Here is a 17,969-nt window from a genome sequence, read left to right as displayed (position 1 = left end):
ACTGGGAATTGATGGATTATTATCTAATTGTGGTTGAATGACTGTGGTTTCAGTATTTGTTACTAACTCCGGTTGTGGAGATATTTCTGAACCGGGAACTGATTGATTATTTTCCCGTTGTGGTTGAATGACTGTGGCTTCAGTCTTTGATACTGTCGCTGGCTGTGACGATATTTCTGGACTGGGAATTGATGGATTATTATCTAATTGCGGTTGAATGACTGTGGTTTCAGTATTTGTAAATTCAGGAGCAAAAAAAACTGAAGGCTCGAAATTTGACAAATATTTAGCACCCAAGGGTGACAAAAATTTGGGACTGAGTAGTTTTTGTCCCAAGGGTTTATGGGGGAGTAATGGTTTTTTAATCCCTAGTTCTGAATTATCATCAGAGCCAGTTTCTATATTTTCTCTCATAAACTACTACTCTAATTACTAGAAAAATATCCCGCGCTGTCTCGACCTGATAGAATTGATGCACCACCTGACCTAGTTTTATCAATTTTCAATCCTTCATAGGTTAAAGTCAATTCTTCAATAGCTACTGTGTTGGATTCTGCACTTAAGGTTGGTGCTTTCCATGAAATAGGAACAGCACCAATTAGAGTCCAACATTGCATTGTTTCTCCAGCTTGATTAAATAGTAAAATGTTCACGTTACGACGTTGTTTGGCATTTTTACCAACATCACTCAAAATTTGACTAATCCAATTCCAAAAGGTTAAATCATTGGTAATACCGCGTTTGAGTGTCACATCGGAAAATTCAGCTTGGCTTAAAAGGACTCTCTGCTGATCATTTACACCACCTTCAGAAAATTTTTCAATTTTGACTGTGACACCTAATCCTTGACATTCAGAAAAACACGCACTAATACTACTTTCGATTTCTACATAAAAGCGATTAGCTGTTACGTAGTTCAATTCATGACTGGAATTAGCCATTATTACACTCCCTATTAATTTTTACTGCGTTCTTTTTGCAGACGTAATTCTTCTAGCATTAATTCATAAACTCTATCACCTAGTATTTGTAATAGTTGGCGATCGCGCATTACTTTATATGCTAATTTTGAGAGTAATTTATCTTTATCTGAGTTTTCATGATTATGTTTCATAATATAATTAAATATATATATTTAATTTTTATTTTTTTTGTAAAGGTACTAAACCAGCTTGTTGTAAAAGATTTTGCGCTTCTTCAGTTTTGAGCATATCAGCAAATTTTTGCCCAATTGCAGGACGGCTATTATCTCCGGGATAAATTACGACTATTGGATAACTTAAGGGATAGCTTCCTGTTTTAAATACTTGGATATTAGGGCTATAGCTACCTTTATCATTACATAAATCTGTATTCGGATCTATTGCTTTGTTAGTATCATTCTGCACTAAAGATTGTACTGCTTGTTTATTACCAGCTACTACAGCCAAGGGATAAACAGAACACTGTCCAAAAACTTGACTGAGTGTAGCAAAACCAATACTACCAATGTCTTCTTTTTCAAATTCTTGTAAAACCCGCCTTAACATTTCTAAGGTAGGGAGGCGAGTAATTTTTATAGATGAATTGTCAGTAAATGTATCTTGCTGTTGATTTTGTTGCTGTAGTTTAGTAAATGTAGATATTGCATTATGGTCTTTTAAAACTCTTTCTTTAAATATGTTTTCTGCTTCCTCTTCCATCGGCATATATAGCTTAACTGGCAAATTAGGTAATTTGGAATTTATTTGATTCCAGTTTTTGATTTTACCTGTATATAAATCTCGCAATTGCTCAATACTAATTTGACCGTTCAAAGCTTTAGGTAAGTTTTGCTCTCTTTTATAGTAGCTAAAAGCCACAAAAACCACCAATCCATCATAGGCAAACTCTTTATATCTGATCTGATCTGGAAATTGATTGACTAAATTAGTCACAGCAAAATCAGATTTCCCTGACTGAACTTTAGCGATCGCCTGTTTTAATTCTTCTTCCGGTTGATAATATATTTCTAGTTTGGGCTGATTTTCTTTGAGTTTATCTTCTAAAGTTTTATCTTGTAAAATTAAATTACTTTGTTGTAAGATATAACTCCAAGTACCAGATTTTTCGCCTGTATATGTATATGTTCCCGGCGGTACACCAGGAACATCTTTCAAACAACAAACCATAATGTCTTGAGGTGCAGCTTCTGGCTTGTTAAATATCCTGATGATTAACCAGATAATTGAGCCTAAAAAAATAAGTCCTAATATACTAAGTAACAGCCAATAGATAGGTTTAAATTGTTTTTTTGATTCTTCTGGCTTAGTTGTAATTACTAAAACTTGATTCAGCGAAACTGGAGTAATTTGTATTAGTGCTTGTCGTGCTTCTTCAGCGTTAACGAATGGTTTATCTAGCTTTAAGAGCCTGAGAATAAAAGCTTTAAATTCTGTTCTGACTGATGGCCAATGCTGTTCTAATTTGGGATCAAGTGGTTGATTACTAACAGAGTCTACTGTAGCTCCAGATAACAAATAAAAAGCAACATATCCTAAATATTGTAAATCTTCATCAAAGGTAGGAGTAACTGGTTGAGAATTTGGCAGTAAAAATAAACTTTCCCAGACTGCTAAATCACAGACATGGGTGAAAAACTCTTGTTGATTGGCAATTAATAACAAACTATCCAGACTTAGATTACCGTGTGCTATTCCCTGCTGTACTTGACCCGAAGGCAGACTAAATTTTTGTCCGTGGAGAAATTGCAATGTTTGCAAGACTTGGTTGAGAACATGGTACACCTCCGTTTCACTCATTGCACCATGATGAGTAAGATATGTCCGCAGGGTGGGATAGGTATCTTGATTACCGCCAGTGATCAGATAGCAGCGTTCTTCTACTGGATCAGCGATCGCATCCCAAGGTAAAATTAAGCGGATATCCTGAACTCGACCATCGGCTAAACTCAACCCCGCCAAACGCTCAAAGGCTTGTTTTCTATCTCTGGTTTCCTCAAGATTAAAAGCACGTTGGGGTAACAGGTATTCTTTAATTACCACAGGCTGTTGGTCTGCAACCTGAATACCCTCATACAACCGTCCCATTCCTCGCTGTCCCAGAAAGCTATCTATGCGGTATCGACCCCGGTAGCCACGAATTTCAGTTTTTGGTGGCAAAATAGCCGGAAAACTACATTTGACGCATTTTTTAGCGGTGGGATCTGTCTCTAGGGTTTTTTGCGTCCATACACAGGTTAAAGGATTCTCACTCAAGCATTGATAGCGTCTGTAAACCGTATCCAAGCCTGGAGAAATGGGTGTTTCAACAGTTACCGCCGGAGGAATAGACCCAGTTTCTGCAACTTCTAACTTTTGTTCTTTTGGGAAAAGACCAGGTAGCTTGGCTTTGATTTGTGCATAAACCACGACTAAAACCCCTAGCGATCGCACTCATGTCCGCATACTATACTGATTTTTTAGCTGTGGACATTAGACTTTCCGCTAGAAGATGAGATTAACTTGGAATGCGCGACCTCTGAAATACAGCTACATCAGAAACTATTGAGCGAATACCACAGCTACATCGCATCCTGTCTTCCCCGATTTGGGGGGTTATCATCCTACCAGGTATGTTTGGATTTCTGAGTTGGATGGTCACTGTCCCAAGCTGCTACAGCCTCGTTCAAAGTTTTTGCCCCGCCTGGTATCAACCAGGAAGTTGACTTCACGACATTACCAGCATCTGAGCCTGCACTCCTCTTGACATGAAGAAAGTTTTTGCTTATTGGTACTGGGTGATAGTGGGTTTCAATATTATATTGATTATACTCCGGGTAATCTGTGACTGTTGTATCGCGGATTCTAACTGTTGCATGGATGTAGACAGTATCTTCTTTCACAATTATTTCGCCCTTAATAATTGTTGCTCCCGCAGGTTGCTGTTTAATCCACTCTTTAATTAGGGGATTTGTCGCATCTTTTGTTACGTAAACGGGTTCTTGCTTAGTTGCTGGGCTACCAGTGAAAACCTGAGCAGTTATATCCTGTTTTGGCGGTTTCTTTTTCTTAGTTTTGTTCCCTTGTCCACTCCCTGTAGGAGTTGTTGAAGGTGGTTGAGAAATTGCAGGTGACGTTGGTTCTGGTGTTGTTACTTCAGTCGGTTTTGTTTCATCTGCTTGCTTTTTAGCTTCTGCTTTTTTGATGGCGTTATCAATCGTTTTTTCGAGTCCACCTAAACTGGTTGCTTGCTCAAAATAATAGTCGAAGTCTTCAAAACAAATGCCTTTGTATTTGTAGAGAGCTTTTCCCAGCCCCAGACTATTGTTATAATTATCTCTGATCTTTTTAAGAAGGGTTTTATCTGTTTTGCTAGTTACGTCTTCTTGATCCAGTCTTTGAATCAGATTATCTGACGTTGTGTATGTATTTGGTAGTTGCCTATCTATCCTAGGGTGCGATCGCTGTACTACACCACCTCTTTGCTGTACCACATGAGTTAACTCATGAGCAATTAACTCCTGTCCTCCTCTAGTTCCAGGCGCATACTCCCCCTGGCGAAAGAAGATATCCTGTCCTGTTGTAAAAGCTTTAGCCTGAATTGATTGATTTAAGTGGTCAGATTTGGAATCACTATGAATTTTTACCCGACTGAAATCAGTCCCAAATACCTGCTCCATTGGTTGTCGGATATTCTCTGCTAGGGGTTGTCCGTTACCCTTCATTCCTTGGATTGACTTCTCTAAATCAGGTGTTGCAGCCATCCCTCCCGCAACAGACAAACGCTGCACAATTGGCTTCATTTGCAGTTTGTCTTCTTCTGATTGTTCCTGACGCTGAATAGTACCAGCGAAGGGTTTCATTTGCAGTTTATCTTCTTCTTCTGGAGCATCTAAACGCTGAATCTGACTAATTTGAGGCGAATTAATCCGTTGCACTACACCTGCGGCTACCCGATCTGCTTCTTGCTCATACTTATCCCCTGGCTGACCAATTGTCAGCTTCATCTGAATGCGTGGTGGTGATGGCGGTTGATAGCCTGGACGAAAAGTTGATATATTGGCAAAGCTATTACTAGACTGCTCTGCTTTCTCCTGTTGAGTCTGTAAATCTGGCGTTTGTGGTTGAGGCTGGACGACAAAGGGACGCGGTGCAAACTGATTTGATACTGGTGTGTCGGAGGACTTAGCAGAAGTTTTACGTGCTTTGTATTGTCTACTATACATTTGCCCCATCCTCCCAGTATTTTCAGGTTTGCTTGATTATTCCGGCATAGCTGGTAACAATTTTCGCACGATATGCCAGGAGATAGTTAGCGATCGCTACTATTTGTCATAGGTACAGAAGCAAGTTAACCTGTTTACTTACAATCTATTAACAATGGTGCTTTCTGAACGCTTTACCCAAGCTTTAATCTACGCTACAGAACTCCACGCTCAACAAGTGCGTAAAGGTTCTGGTGTTCCTTATATTTCTCATTTATTGGGTGTTGCCAGTATTGCTTTAGAATATGGTGCGAATGAAGATGAAGCGATCGCAGCCTTATTACACGATGCCATAGAAGACCAAGGCGGTGCAACGACACGAGCCGAAATTTGCCGCCGTTTTGGTAAAAATATCACAGCAATTGTCGATGGTTGTACAGATGCGGACACCATACCTAAACCCCCTTGGCGACAACGCAAGGAAGCATACATTGCTCATATAGCTACAGCTTCTCCCTCAGTATTACTGGTATCCGCAGCTGATAAACTCTACAATGCCCGCTCAATTCTCAAAGATTATCGCTTAATGGGTGAATCACTCTGGCAACGCTTCCAAGGAGGAAAAGTTGGTACTCTTTGGTATTATCGAGCGATGACAGATGCGTTCAATCAAACTCAAACTACTGCCATTGTTGAAGAGTTAACACGAGTAGTTACAGAAATTGAGAATTTGGTGGCGATTCAATAAGACAGTCTTAATGAAACAGGAAGATGGCTCATAGGGACTGGGGAGACAATAGACATCTCCAGAAATTAAATATGCGTTATTCAGAGAAAGAGACGCAGGAACGCTACATCTCTTTCTCTCAGAACTCAGAACTCAAAACTCAAAACTCAGCACTCAGAACTCAGAACTCAGAACTCAGAACTCAGCACTCAGCACTCAGCACTAATTAACGGAACATACTACTTATAGAAGTATCTTCATGAATCCGCCAGATGGTTTCCCCTAACAAATTAGCTACTGACAGCGTTACTAGTTGGGGGAATCGATCGCTTTCTGGTATGGGAATTGTATTGGTGACAATTACTTCCTCAAATAAGCCACTTGACAACCGCTCAACCGCAGGTGGAGAGAACACTGCATGAGTAGCGCAGGCATATACTTGACGTGCGCCTTCTTCACGTAGTAACCTAGCGCCTTCAGCAATTGTCCCACCAGTGTCGATCATGTCATCAACCAAAACGGCGGTTTTACCCTTGACATCACCAATCACATTCAACACCTCAGCCACATTGTGCGCCTGACGACGCTTATCAATAATGGCCAAGGGGGCATCATTTAGTTTTTTTGCAAAAGCCCTAGCTCTCGCTACACCCCCAACATCGGGGGAGACAACTACAATATCATGTAGTTGTTTGCTGGCTAAATAATCCAGGATGACGGGTGAACCGTAAACATGATCAAAGGGAATATCGAAATAGCCCTGAATTTGAGCCGCGTGTAAATCCATTGCCAAAACCCGGTTAGCACCTGCTTGAGTAATCAGGTTAGCAACTAGCTTGGCTGTGATGGATTCTCTCCCGGCTGTTTTTCGATCAGCACGAGCATAACCATAGTAAGGAACTACTGCTGTTACCTGCCGTGCAGAAGCCCGCCGACAGGCATCAATCATAATCAGCAATTCCATCAAGTGATCATTCACAGGCTGACAGGTTGGTTGGATGAGGTAGACATCACAACCCCGAATCGATTCCTGAATCTGGACATATAGTTCCCCGTCCGCAAATCTTTTGCGAATCATAGGGCCTAAGTCCATACCCAGGTAACGAGCTACTTCTTGCGAAAGTGGTACATTGGCAGAACCAGAAAAAAGCCGCAGGCGATGATTTTCAGTCAGTCCTGTTGCAGCTGGCTGCACTTTGAAAGTGGTAGAACTGAGCACAGCAGATCCTCGATGTGCATTCATGGCAATATTAGCACTAGATATTTAGTAGGTTTAACTGAAATAGACCAAAAAAAACATCTGTAAGTTTTCTTGAAGCTTTGATAATTACTTTAAATATTTCTCAACATAATTATTAGCTGCTCATGTTCCCTTCCTTGTGACAAAAAATTCTTCATAGATGAACTGACACCAACTCTGTAAACTAGTCTCATTAGTTGAACCTAGGGTAATAACAAAAAACCAAATCTTTTCGAGATTGCCGCCTCTATACCATTGTATGTCTCAATTCAAGACTGAATAGCTCTTAAATTGATATAACCGTCCTATTTGAATTATCAGAGTTCCGAGACTGTAAAACCTCATTTTCTTGAAAAAACGGGTTTTCGGCTCTTACAAAGGATTGAGGATTGCTATAGGACTCAGCAACCAGAGACATTTACCAACAAATATGTTGGGGGTATCTGAATGTTTACTGAATATCTAAATGATAGTAGTTGCAAAATTATAATATAAACTGACTGACTATATTTTTGGTTATAAATCACAAAAAAATTTTTAATTTAAGAGTATAGCCCAATTCTAAGCTGTGGAGGTCATAAATGATGAGTTGGCTAGCACCACTACGTGGAAGTCAAAACTCTTATATCTTATGGCTTTGAACAATTAATATTGCTATTTTTATTTTGTCCATGCTCCACTAGTTATGGAATGTGGGTTTTTGATAACTGTTCTTAAAAAATCAATAATTAAGAGTTAACTGCTAATAATCACAACTAGCTTTTGCAAAATAGGTACAAGTAGCTGAAATTGTTACATTCGCCTTTACTATCAGACTTCTATCCTAATATTTCGCCAAATCATAGATGTATGGTAAGAGTGCTTATAGCCTTTTCTTAACAAAGTAGCTAAAGTAAATAACTACAATTGTTTTTATTTTTTAAAATCCGTTGAAATTGCTGATCTGAATATTTGAAGATTATGCTACCTGCACAAAATTATTAGTATTTTTGGGGTATTTTATTTCCCTTACGGAAGGGTTTACGCTGACAGCAGATTTATAATTTATTATTGATGAATATTTTGAGCAAATAGATTCTACCACGGTAATTAACTATGTCAAAACTATATTCCTAGGAATTATGGGGAGTGGAGAGTGCTTGTAAAGCCCTGCGGGCATAGCTGCGCTTAGAGCGGTAGCGCGGCGTTTAGCCGGTGCTGGGTGCTGAGTGTTGTGTAAGGTAGAATATCGCTGTCTCTTAAATATTGCCCCATACCCCCAAAGTGGTCACTGCTGAGATTATCTTGGTGGATGACTTCCTTCTCAGTTGCGACTACATCTCTATTAATGAATCATGCAACCACCAATTTCCATTGGCACTGTTCTGCAAAACCGTTACCGCATTATTCAAATTCTTGGACAAGGGGGATTTGGTAGAACCTATTTGGCGGAAGATCAAAGACGCTTTAATGAACTGTGCGCGATTAAAGAATTGATTCCCTCTAGAACGGGAACGTTAGCTTGGGAAAAGGCTCAAGAACTGTTTCACCGGGAAGCGACTGTTTTGTATCAGATAGTACATCCCCAAATACCAAGGTTTCGCGAAAGGTTTGAGCAAGACCAACGCTTGTTTTTAGTCGAAGACTATGTTGCAGGTAAAACCTATCGGCAAATATTGACTGACCGCCAAAAGAATAGCCAGAGTTTTACTGAAGCCGAAGTATTATATTTGATACGCTCCTTATTACCTGTATTAGAGCATATTCATGGACGGGGGATTATTCATCGTGATATTTCCCCAGACAATATCATTTTGCGCGATGGCGATACTCAACCAGTGTTGATTGACTTTGGTGTAGTTAAAGAACTGGCAACGCGTCTGCAATTTCCAGATAGTACAACACCTGTCACCACTGTCGGCAAATTGGGTTATGCGCCTAGTGAACAGATGCAAACAGGGCGTGCTTATCCTAGTAGTGATTTGTATGCTTTAGCGGTGACAGCAATAGTTTTGTTGACTGGGAAAGAACCATCAGAATTATTTGACGAAAATCAACTGACTTGGAATTGGCAAAAGTGGGTGAGTGTAAATCCAATATTTGCCCAGATTGTGAATCGGATGTTGAATTATACTCCTAGCGATCGCTATCAAAATACAGCTGAAGTAGCACAAGCGTTAGAAATACTAGATCAATCTAGGATGAGTGTCTCTCTCCCTGAAATTTCCCGTGTGCAAACAGTCGCTGTTGGTCGCCGTCCTGACTTTGTACCACCACCACCACCCAACAAACTTGATCCGGTAATTCCACCCAGTCGCAGTAGTTCAGTTTTAGATAATCCCTTGGCATTGGGGGCTATTGGGAGTGCTGTCGTCATTTTGGCAGGTTTCGGTTCTTGGGCATTAGTCAGTTCTATCCGCAGTCACTCATCATCTCAACCACAAGAAACATTACCACCACAAAATTTTCCTTCCCCGGTGGTTGAGGGTACATCAACCCCTACTCCCACGCCTACACCTACGCCAGAACCTGTAATTATTAACAAACGTCTTAATTTGGGAGATATCAACACCGCCATAGTTGAAGATACTCTCCAAGCCAATCAAATCATTCAATATAGTTTGTTTGGAGAAGCAGGAGACAAGTTAACTATTTCTGTTATCCAAGGTGACGGCGTTTTGGTGACAGTATTAGCCCCCAATCAACAACCAATTGACAGTGGCGCACAGCAAGTAACTAGCTATGTAGATATATTGCCCAACACTGGTAGATATACTATTCAGTTAACTTTAGCCCCTGGAGTAGCGGCTAGTGACTATAACTTGAATGTGGCGATCGAAAAACCCATCCAACCGACACCCATATTTACACCCACGCCTACATTTACACCTCCACCTACACCTGCACCTACTTTTCTCACACCTACCCCAACCCTTACCCCTACACCGACACCCACCCCAACTGATGACATGGAGATGATCAACCCACCTGCAGATAGCACCTTTACGCCAATTCCTGAAGCGACAACTTTACCGTGAGGAGTGCTGAGTGCTGAGTGCTGAGTGCTGAGTGAGGAGTGAGGAGTGAGGAGTGAGGAGTGAGGAGTGAGGAGTGAGGAGTGCTGAGTGCTGTTAGCGGTAGCGCGGCGTTTAGCCGGTGAGGAGTGCTGTTAGCGGTAGCGGGGCGTTGAGCAGCGTGGAGAGTGGGATGATTAGCTGTTGAGGAAATTTCAACAGCAATGTATTAGAATGTTGATGATTTGTGAACAATTGCAAATTCATCTTCAAAAGTAATTCCGGTTATCCAGATTTAAACCCGCTTGTTAAAAGAACTACTAATTACTGGCACTGATACCGAAGCAGGTAAAACTGTTTTGACTACCGTTTTGGCAGCCTACTGGCAAAAATATTATCCTCAAAGTCGCTTGGGGATTATGAAACCAATTCAATCAGGAGTAGGCGATCGCGAATGGTATCAAAATACATTTAAATTAGAACAATCACCTGAAGAAATTACGCCCCTATACTTTCAAGCACCTTTAGCACCTCCCATCGCCGCCGCTAAAGAAAATCGCCCAGTAGATTTAGCGATAGTCTGGCAAACTTTAACTAAATTGCGATCGCAGTGTGATTTCCTGTTAATAGAATCATTAGGTGGTTTAGGTTCACCAGTTACCGATGAGTTAACAGTAGCTGACTTAGCTGGAGAATGGCGTTTACCAACAGTCTTAGTCGTCCCAGTCAAATTAGGCGCAATCAGCCACACAGTAGCTAATGTAGCCTTAGCCAGACAAACACGGATTAACCTCAAAGGAATTGTCTTGAACTGCACACAACCCCATTCCGACGCAGAAATTGCCGATTTAACACCAAAAGACCTAATTCAATCCCTCAGCAACATTCCCGTATTGGGCTGTCTACCATATATAGATAACCTGACTGACCTCGATAAACTCGCTCAAATCGCCTCAAATCTAGACTTAGAAAAACTATCTTAACTTTTTTCTTTCTCCGTGTCTCCGTGTCTCTGTGGTTAAAAAATCTATTCTCTGCCAAAAATAATTGTGATGGTTTCTAGCTTTCCCACTCCCGCTTCCATTAACCTATCGCGTGTGCGTTTAGCAATTCGTTCATTGCAACCACAGTTAGTAGAATGGCGACGGCGACTACATCAAAAACCAGAATTAGGTTTTCAAGAAAAGCTAACAGCTGAATTTATTTCCAGCAAATTGCAAGCCTGGGAAATTGACCATCAAACTGGGATTGCTAAAACTGGTATAGTAGCCACCATCAAAGGAACAAAACCCCCAACTCATAACTTCCCATCGGCTAACCGCCGCGCTACCGCTAACAGCACTCAGCACTCAGCACTCAGCACTCAGCACTCCTCACTCAGCACTCATAAAGTTTTGGCAATTCGTGCAGATATGGATGCTTTGCCAATTCAAGAACTCAACGAAGTACCCTATTGTTCACAGCATGATGGGGTGATGCACGCCTGCGGACATGACGGACATACTGCGATCGCGCTCGGAACAGCTTATTATTTACAACAGCACCGTCAAGATTTTGCGGGTACGGTAAAAATTATCTTCCAACCTGCGGAAGAAAGTCCAGGGGGTGCAAAGCCAATGATTGAGGCTGGAGTCCTGAAAAACCCTGATGTTGATGCGATTATTGGGTTGCACCTCTGGAATAATTTGCCCTTGGGAACTGTGGGAGTTCGCAGTGGGGCGTTGATGGCGGCTGTAGAGTTATTTGACTGTAAGATTTTGGGTAAAGGTGGACATGGCGCAATACCCCATCAAACAGTTGATTCTGTGGTAGTGGCTGCCCAAATCGTCAACGCTTTACAAACCATTGTCGCGCGGAATGTCAACCCCATTGATTCTGCCGTAGTGACTGTTGGCGCACTCCACGCAGGGACAACTCACAATGTGATTGCTGACACAGCCACCATGAAAGGAACTGTAAGGTATTTTAATCCTGCTTTCCAAGGCTTCTTTCATCAACGCATTGAGCAAATTATTGCTGGCATTTGTCAAAGTCATGGGGCAAAGTATGATTTAGAATATTGTTCACTTTATCCCCCCGTGATTAATGATACAAATATTACGGAATTAGTGCGATCGGTTGCAGAGGAAATTGTAGAAACGCCTATGGGGATAGTCCCAGAATGCCAAACTATGGGCGGAGAGGATATGTCATTTTTCTTACAAGAAGTTCCTGGTTGTTATTTCTTTCTCGGTTCTGCTAATCCAGAAAAAGATTTAGCCTATCCCCATCATCATCCCCGGTTTGATTTTGATGAAACAGCCTTGGGAATGGGTGTAGAAATATTTATACGATGCGTGGAGAAGTTTTTTAGTTGATTTAATGTTTTTTAGATTACCAATATCTACAACCAAAGACATAATTCTAGTAATTATGTCTCAAACTTGTTGCTTAATGCTTGATTTTGAATACTTAATTGCTAACAATACAAGAGGGATTTAAGAATCTCATAGTCAATTTCGATCATTTGACCCTTCTACCCTAGTCCGCTCAAGCGGACTTTTTTTATGGATAATGAATTACTGGCTTTTTTCGCAGGTGTTGGTTTACTAATTGCGTATCTCATCTTTTCTGCATTAACTGAAATGGGGACAAAATTTCCTTGGAAGAAATAATAAATGCAAAGAAGGTTCGTAGTAAGGACTTTAGTCCTGATTTTCTACGCACTAAAGTGCTGACTACAAACCATTTTTCAACTTTTATATCTTACTAACGCAAAGATTCAAAAATTACGGTGATTGTAATTAAGCAAAAAAGCATGATTCCCAATGGTACAAATAAATGTTGTAAAACATAAACTAGTATGGGAATGATGTTTAAACCTCCTAAAGCATGAGAAATAGCATAGACAATAGAAAAGCCAAGAAACATTAACAAGAAGTATTTCAATGACCTAGACGTAACACGAAATAGGATGGTATCTTCATTTGTGTTCATAATGCACTCCTGGAAATAGTTGGAGAAAAATACAGAAGCCTGAATTTAGTATTAATCTAATTACTGGATTCTGACTTTCTCTTGAATTGTGACTGCTGACTCTGGTCGCTGCTGATTTTGATAGTTACGTCTTTCTAAAACAACTATCAGTTGAAATGCGGCAAATAACATTAATAACAACATCAACAATGAACCAAATCCAGAGTATCTATTTATTTCTCTCTCCACACCACATTTAAGACAAACGTATCTATTGGGGTTCTTGGTATCTTGAGCAAATGGGCAATAACTATGATTGCAATCGTGATGACATTCTTTATTCAACATTATTGAACCTCCTGTAGGGTGAAGACTTACACACTATTTGTAAACACTCTCTACAGAATCTAGTTAGTTAATCTTTACTGCCTATTTAGTAACCGCTACTTTTATTCAGTTTTGCTAGATAATATTAGTTATTCAGTTATGATTGCTCAGGATTCAATTAAAAGTAGTAGCGATTTACATCTTTCCTCAACCACATTCACTTGGCAATTAACCTAACTTGCCTGTATTAATTACAAGAGTAATACAGTTTGATTTAGTTTGCAGTCGGATTAAGTAAGTTAAGTATTTTTCACTTGGTAGGAAAAAGTAGTTTGTGGTATGTAGATGAGGCAAGAAACAGTGAAAATATGAGTATAATGAACCAACAATGATACAGACGATGATCGATGGGTGCAGAAGAAGCCTTAGAGCTTTTGGACAGGTTGGTATTTGATCACACAGGGAAACATCTAGATATAGTTCAAAGGGTCATCTTGCGTTCTGCGTGGGAGGATAAAAAACAGACGTATCAAGATATGGCTGACCTTTGTCGATACACAGAAGCACATTTGAAAGCAGTTGGTGCTGAACTGTGGCATACACTTTCAGATGTACTGGGGGAAAAAGTCTCGAAATCCACTTTTCGCGCAGCTGTGGAGAGATTCGGGAAATCGCAACAATCCTCAAGAACGACACCTATTTTAAACTCAGCCGTCAATAATGGCAAGCCACAAGAACCAGACTATAACTTTGTAGGACGCGATCGCGAAATCGCTGAACTTAATTCCCTAGTTAATTCTGGTGCGAAAATTATTCTGATTCAAGGTAAAGGTGGTGTCGGTAAAACTACCTTAGCGCGTAAGTATCTCAAAGCTCAAGGTTTTTATCTCCTAGAACTGTGGATGGCGAAGGAAAGCCAAAACATTGGTTCTGTGGAAAGTGTAGTTGAGGAATGGTTAAGAGGACACTTTAACGAAGAACCCGGTAAGGAATTTGGGATTAATCTCGACCGACTGCGGCGCAAACTCCGGGATGAAACCAGAAAAACAGGCGTATTAATTGACAATCTGGAATCAGCCTTAGATAAAAATGGCTGTATTATACCTGATCGTCGTCTTTACATAGAACTATTAAGAGTCTTAGCAGATCCCACACTCCAATCAGTCACACTTATTACTAGTCGGGAACGCCTCTATGAGTCTGGAGTTGATGTCAATTTCTATGCTCTCAAAGGGTTGGATGAGTCTGCTTGGCAAGAATTTTTTGCAATTCGTCAGATGAAAGGGAGTTTAACAGCACGCAGTCAAATGTGGCAAGCCTTCGGTGGTAATGCGAAGGCGATGCAAATTATCAGTGGCGTAATTATGACGGATTTTGAAGGAGATGCAGATGTTTATTGGCGAGAAAATCGGGATGATTTATTAATTGAAAGGGAGCTAGAACATTTAGTTTCCAGTCAATTTGACCGTTTAAAACAAATGGATAGGGAGGCTTATAAACTTCTTTGTCGATTGGGATGCTATCGTTATCAAGATGTGAATCATGTTGGTATCCAAGGACTCCAGTGTTTGCTCTGGGATGTGCCAGAACAACAATCAAAAAGAGTCATTAAATCTTTATTTGACCGTTTATTGATAGAATCTCGTAAAGGGAAATACTGGCTACATCCAGTGATTTGTACGGAAGCGATCGCCAGATTAAGGCAAAGCGGAGAATGGGAAATTACTAACCGCAAAGCAGCAGAGTTTTGGAATAATAGTGTGACTAAAGTTGCAGACCATCAAAATGCACTGATGGCACTAGAAGCTTATCATCACTATATGGAAATTGGTGATTTTGAGCAAGCCGCCAATGTGATTATCCAAGGTAGGCAAAATAGATGGGATAGTGTTCTATCTTTGGGTGTATTGTTTACTAGAGTCGGTTTGTTAGAAACATTGATTGCTGTGATCAATCCTCTAATTCAGAACTTAAATTCTGAGTGTCATTTGAGTATATTACATAATATCTTAGGACGAGCCTATCACCAAATTGGTAACATTTCCGGGGCAATGGATTGTCACCATAAAGCCAGTGAAATAGCTACAAAATGTGATTTTTTTCAAGAGAAAGTATCGAGTATTTTTAATTTAGGCCTTTGTTATATAGATTTATGGGAAGTAGAACGAGCTAATTATCTTTTGCACTCGGTAAAAAAACTCGTAGCCAATAACAAAACTTATTACCAATATGTTGTGTATTCTCTATGTTGTTTAGCTTATTTAGAATCTTCAGTGAGTCAAAATAACCATGTAAATTCTATGCTAGAAGAGATAAATAGGGGATTACGCAATGACCGATTAACCTCTTGGGGTCGAGGAGTCAGCTTATTATTTATTAGCTTAACTTACAAAAACTTAGGGCAGATAGAAACTGCCTTAGAAAACTGCAATGAAGCAATTACCCATTGTCGATATAATGAGTTTTCCTTTTTAGAAGCGCGAGCTATATCTTGTCTAGCATCTTTGTATCGAGAGCAAGGAGAGTTTACAATAGCGATAAATAAGCATCAAGAAGCGATTACCAGCATGACCAAGGTTTCTGATAAATGCAATTTAGCTAAAGCCCACTATCAATTAGGTTTAACTTATCAAAGAATTGGTGAAATGAAAGAGAGCCAGGATAATTTTAATCGAGCGATCGCACTTTTTAATGATATGCCAGCACCTAAACAAGTTGAGAAAGTTAGAATAGCAATGTCATATTGATAGAAAATAATTGCAAAAACTGATAAAAAAATTAAATGAGATTAGAATCATCATCTCTATTACGACTTTGTAAACTGCTGAGATTACGGCTAGCCACATCAGCACTAATGCCCCATAAAATTAATCCCAAATAATCAGAAAAAGGCTTAGAACCAAACGTAAGACCATTATCTACATAAAGCGAACCAAGACCTACCAAAGATAAGCCGACTAGTAAAGTTAGCGATAAAAATGGTCGGATAAGCCAAACTGTAGCACCAATGCGAACATCATCAGATACACCAGAGAGTAATACTAAAAAATCCTGCAAGCGGATTTCCCAATTAGAGTGATCTGGTAAATCGTGAAGAGAAACTTCATCAGCCCGAATTAATGAATCATTGACAGCGTTAGCTAATTCCAGAGAGAAAAAAGGCTGATTTTGCCTGATGCCATTGTTAACATCCATTTTTTGATTGAGGGTGGCCATACCTCTCATTACTGCTTGCATCGCTTTTTTAGCGGCGGCATCATTTTTTTGTGCCAGAAATATCCGAGTTTTAGCAATATCTCTCTGCAATTCTTGAGCAAATTTAGATAAATTTACTTCTCCATTAATCTCCAGTAATTGCATCTCGATTTTGCGGAGTTTATTTAATGCTTCAAGTCTGGCTTCAATCGCGGCTATTTCTGCAAATGCCTGATCTATTTTTTCCCATTTAATTAATTGCTCTACCCAATCTACCATCCGTTGTAATATTTTCTGGTCTTCAGCGTGTTCCACCTCTTGTCTAATGCGAGATTTGAGACGATAAACTGCTGTAATCGCTCTGGTGAGATGACCGCCAGACTCTTGCATATATTTAAATAATCGTCCTAATAGAACACCAAAAATTAACACCATCAGAGGTAACATCGGCCCAGACCGCATTTTTAAATCTATGGGGATGACTAATCGTTGAGTTTGTCCAGATAAAGTCAGGTAGATAGCACCTGTATAACGGTCTGGGGGGATAACAGAGCGATTTAAAGTTAAAGGTAAACTCATGATGCGATCGCTCGCTAAAATGATTTGCCCTTGCGGTAAACTCAAACTCTGTTCGGTTAATTGATATCCAGTTTGCTCACCTTTGAGGATGACTTTAGTATCAATGATGCTGACCGGTGCTTGGGTAGGGTTATCAAATTGCAATTGCCATTCGTTTAAAAATGCACTGGCTGGGAGTAACCCTTTAGCAATGAGACAATCGAAAAATCCCAGAAACCCGTCACAGTTAACTAGACGCAGTTGAATTTGTTCTGTACCCCCCACAGGAATCAGATTTGGTCTAACTTTAGCAATTACCTGGAGAGGAATAGTTTGGACTAGCTGTTGGGATTGATTGGGTAGAAATACTTGTACTGTCCCTTCATAAGTTCCAGGGAGACGAATATTAGTTACCCGCAATTGGAAATCTTGCGGAATCCCGACGGAAAGTTGTGATTCACCCGCGATCGCTATTTGCTGACGGTTGATCATTTCACCGCCTTCTTTGCGCCGTAAGTCTGAAGCTAAGAATACAACTTTCTCAATATTTTCACCTTGAGCAGTCAAGCGCAAATTGCCAACCAAAGCACTTTCTTCACCCAACCAACCAGTGATATTGAGAGATTTATCACCAGCATCAACAACTATACTAGCAGCCGCCTGTACGGCAATAGGATGAGAAATCACCATTACAGGCAACAATATGGACAATATCCAATATTTCATCAACAATTCTCAGGATTTAGAAGCGGATATGTATTGAATGGCATCCCGAAATTGTATAAGACACGCAAATTCTTCAGAAATAGA

The 17,969-nt window shown here is 40.1% G+C and carries 15 protein-coding genes; 6 read left to right on the top strand and 9 right to left on the bottom strand.

Translation table 11 applies throughout. From position 1 onward, the window contains the following. The 5 genes from ACM0OR_RS16095 to ACM0OR_RS16075 form a co-directional block, all read right to left on the bottom strand. A partial coding sequence (locus tag ACM0OR_RS16095) for a hypothetical protein (protein ID WP_414577357.1) occupies positions 1-414 on the bottom strand: 414 nt, incomplete at its 3' end. A gap of 11 nt (positions 415-425) precedes the next feature. Next, entirely contained in the window at positions 426-941 is a 516-nt protein-coding gene (locus ACM0OR_RS16090; RefSeq protein WP_414577355.1) for a phage tail protein, read from the bottom strand. Between the two features lie 14 nt (positions 942-955). Further along, on the bottom strand, positions 956-1,114 hold the full coding sequence (locus tag ACM0OR_RS16085; protein ID WP_414577353.1) for a hypothetical protein: 159 nt from the start codon (positions 1,112-1,114) through the stop codon (positions 956-958). Positions 1,115-1,142: 28 nt separating this feature from the next. Next, positions 1,143-3,389 carry a substrate-binding domain-containing protein gene (locus ACM0OR_RS16080; protein WP_414577352.1) on the bottom strand — a complete coding sequence of 749 codons (2,247 nt, stop codon included), beginning with the start codon at positions 3,387-3,389 and terminating at the stop codon, positions 1,143-1,145. A gap of 194 nt (positions 3,390-3,583) precedes the next feature. Next, complete coding sequence (locus ACM0OR_RS16075; protein WP_414577350.1) at positions 3,584-5,185, bottom strand: DUF4157 domain-containing protein; 1,602 nt, start codon at positions 5,183-5,185, stop codon at positions 3,584-3,586. A gap of 157 nt (positions 5,186-5,342) precedes the next feature. On the opposite strand from ACM0OR_RS16075, the gene ACM0OR_RS16070 reads away from it, so the two are divergent. After that, positions 5,343-5,912: an HD domain-containing protein gene (locus ACM0OR_RS16070; RefSeq protein WP_414577359.1), complete on the top strand. Its 570-nt coding sequence runs from the start codon at positions 5,343-5,345 to the stop codon at positions 5,910-5,912. A 71-nt stretch (positions 5,913-5,983) separates the two neighbouring features. Continuing rightward, the gene (locus ACM0OR_RS16065; RefSeq protein ID WP_414577349.1) at positions 5,984-6,121 is read left to right on the top strand and encodes a hypothetical protein; all 138 of its coding nucleotides are present in this window, start codon (positions 5,984-5,986) and stop codon (positions 6,119-6,121) included. Here ACM0OR_RS16065 and ACM0OR_RS16060 read toward each other — a convergent pair. Then, entirely contained in the window at positions 6,118-7,134 is a 1,017-nt protein-coding gene (locus ACM0OR_RS16060; RefSeq protein ID WP_414577348.1) for a ribose-phosphate pyrophosphokinase, read from the bottom strand. The genes ACM0OR_RS16065 and ACM0OR_RS16060 overlap by 4 nt on opposite strands. 1,331 nt (positions 7,135-8,465) lie before the next feature. On the opposite strand from ACM0OR_RS16060, the gene ACM0OR_RS16055 reads away from it, so the two are divergent. The 3 genes from ACM0OR_RS16055 (at position 8,466) to ACM0OR_RS16045 (ending at position 12,481) form a co-directional block, all read left to right on the top strand. Further along, positions 8,466-10,148 (top strand): protein kinase domain-containing protein, encoded by a 1,683-nt coding sequence (locus tag ACM0OR_RS16055; protein WP_414577347.1) that lies wholly within the window; start codon positions 8,466-8,468, stop codon positions 10,146-10,148. A 281-nt stretch (positions 10,149-10,429) separates the two neighbouring features. Further along, on the top strand, positions 10,430-11,107 hold the full coding sequence (bioD, locus tag ACM0OR_RS16050; protein WP_414577346.1) for a dethiobiotin synthase: 678 nt from the start codon (positions 10,430-10,432) through the stop codon (positions 11,105-11,107). 69 nt (positions 11,108-11,176) lie between these two features. After that, positions 11,177-12,481 (top strand): M20 family metallopeptidase, encoded by a 1,305-nt coding sequence (locus tag ACM0OR_RS16045; RefSeq protein WP_414577344.1) that lies wholly within the window; start codon positions 11,177-11,179, stop codon positions 12,479-12,481. A 391-nt stretch (positions 12,482-12,872) separates the two neighbouring features. Here the strand turns inward: ACM0OR_RS16045 and ACM0OR_RS16040 are convergent, their stop codons facing one another. Both ACM0OR_RS16040 and ACM0OR_RS16035 read right to left on the bottom strand, forming a co-directional pair. Further along, positions 12,873-13,100, bottom strand: a complete 228-nt coding sequence (locus ACM0OR_RS16040) for a hypothetical protein (protein ID WP_414577342.1) — start codon at positions 13,098-13,100, stop codon at positions 12,873-12,875. A gap of 60 nt (positions 13,101-13,160) precedes the next feature. Next, entirely contained in the window at positions 13,161-13,427 is a 267-nt protein-coding gene (locus tag ACM0OR_RS16035; RefSeq protein ID WP_414577341.1) for a hypothetical protein, read from the bottom strand. Between the two features lie 386 nt (positions 13,428-13,813). On the opposite strand from ACM0OR_RS16035, the gene ACM0OR_RS16030 reads away from it, so the two are divergent. Next, positions 13,814-16,153, top strand: coding sequence for a tetratricopeptide repeat protein (locus tag ACM0OR_RS16030; protein WP_414577339.1), 2,340 nt, complete (start codon positions 13,814-13,816; stop codon positions 16,151-16,153). A 31-nt stretch (positions 16,154-16,184) separates the two neighbouring features. Here the strand turns inward: ACM0OR_RS16030 and ACM0OR_RS16025 are convergent, their stop codons facing one another. Next, the gene (locus tag ACM0OR_RS16025) at positions 16,185-17,885 is read right to left on the bottom strand and encodes a hypothetical protein (protein ID WP_414577337.1); all 1,701 of its coding nucleotides are present in this window, start codon (positions 17,883-17,885) and stop codon (positions 16,185-16,187) included. Positions 17,886-17,969 lie beyond the last annotated feature (84 nt).

Source organism: Anabaena sp. CCY 9402-a, assembly GCF_963920945.1.
Lineage (GTDB): Bacteria > Cyanobacteriota > Cyanobacteriia > Cyanobacteriales > Nostocaceae > Trichormus > Trichormus minutissimus.
This window is presented reverse-complemented; position numbering and strand designations above follow the sequence as displayed.